The sequence below is a fragment of the Streptomyces sp. NPDC090798 genome, from assembly GCF_044768965.1.
In the GTDB taxonomy this organism is placed as follows: Bacteria; Actinomycetota; Actinomycetes; order Streptomycetales; family Streptomycetaceae; genus Streptomyces.
Window position 1 is genome coordinate 3,590 of sequence record NZ_JBIVXA010000052.1, and the last position, 1,523, is coordinate 5,112.

Below are 1,523 nucleotides of genomic sequence, written 5' to 3' on the forward strand. Positions count from 1 at the left end.
TGTAGTAGGTGAGTGATGGGGTGACGCAGGAAGGTAGTCCATCCCGGGCGGTGGTTGTCCCGGGGTAAGGGTGTAGGCCGTGCGATAGGTAAATCCGTCGTACATGAGGCTGAGACCTGATGCCGAGCCGATTGTGGTGAAGTGGATGATCCTATGCTGTCGAGAAAAGCCTCTAGCGAGTTTCATGGCGGCCCGTACCCTAAACCGACTCAGGTGGTCAGGTAGAGAATACCGAGGCGTTCGGGTGAACTATGGTTAAGGAACTCGGCAAAATGCCCCCGTAACTTCGGGAGAAGGGGGGCCATCACTGGTGATCGGATTTACTCCGTGAGCTGGGGGTGGCCGCAGAGACCAGCGAGAAGCGACTGTTTACTAAAAACACAGGTCCGTGCGAAGCCGTAAGGCGATGTATACGGACTGACGCCTGCCCGGTGCTGGAACGTTAAGGGGACCGGTTAGTCACTCTTCGGGGTGGCGAAGCTGAGAACTTAAGCGCCAGTAAACGGCGGTGGTAACTATAACCATCCTAAGGTAGCGAAATTCCTTGTCGGGTAAGTTCCGACCTGCACGAATGGCGTAACGACTTCTCGACTGTCTCAACCATAGGCCCGGTGAAATTGCACTACGAGTAAAGATGCTCGTTTCGCGCAGCAGGACGGAAAGACCCCGGGACCTTTACTACAGTTTGATATTGGTGTTCGGTTCGGCTTGTGTAGGATAGGTGGGAGACTTTGAACTCTGAGCGCCAGCTCAGGGGGAGTCGTCGTTGAAATACCACTCTGGTCGTGCTGGATGTCTAACCTGGGTCCGTGATCCGGATCAGGGACAGTGTCTGATGGGTAGTTTAACTGGGGCGGTTGCCTCCTAAAGAGTAACGGAGGCGCCCAAAGGTTCCCTCAGCCTGGTTGGTAATCAGGTGTTGAGTGTAAGTGCACAAGGGAGCTTGACTGTGAGACCGACGGGTCGAGCAGGGACGAAAGTCGGGACTAGTGATCCGGCGGTGGCTTGTGGAAGCGCCGTCGCTCAACGGATAAAAGGTACCCCGGGGATAACAGGCTGATCTTCCCCAAGAGTCCATATCGACGGGATGGTTTGGCACCTCGATGTCGGCTCGTCGCATCCTGGGGCTGGAGTCGGTCCCAAGGGTTGGGCTGTTCGCCCATTAAAGCGGTACGCGAGCTGGGTTTAGAACGTCGTGAGACAGTTCGGTCCCTATCCGCTGTGCGCGTAGGAATATTGAGAAGGGCTGTCCCTAGTACGAGAGGACCGGGACGGACGAACCTCTGGTGTGCCAGTTGTCCTGCCAAGGGCATGGCTGGTTGGCTACGTTCGGGAGGGATAACCGCTGAAAGCATCTAAGCGGGAAGCCTGCTTCGAGATGAGTATTCCCACCCCCTTTGAGGGGTTAAGGCTCCCAGTAGACGACTGGGTTGATAGGCCGGATCTGGAAGGCGGGTAACCGCTGGAGGTGACCGGTACTAATAGGCCGAGGGCTTGTCCTCAGTTGCTCGCGTCCACTGTGT

General features: G+C 56.4%; 1 rRNA gene (cut by a window edge). It reads left to right on the forward strand.

Annotated elements, in window-relative coordinates:
• Window positions 1-1,502, forward strand: a 23S ribosomal RNA gene (locus ACIQTP_RS46805); it begins 1,718 nt to the left of the window's first position.
• The last annotated feature ends 21 nt before the right edge of the window (window positions 1,503-1,523 follow it).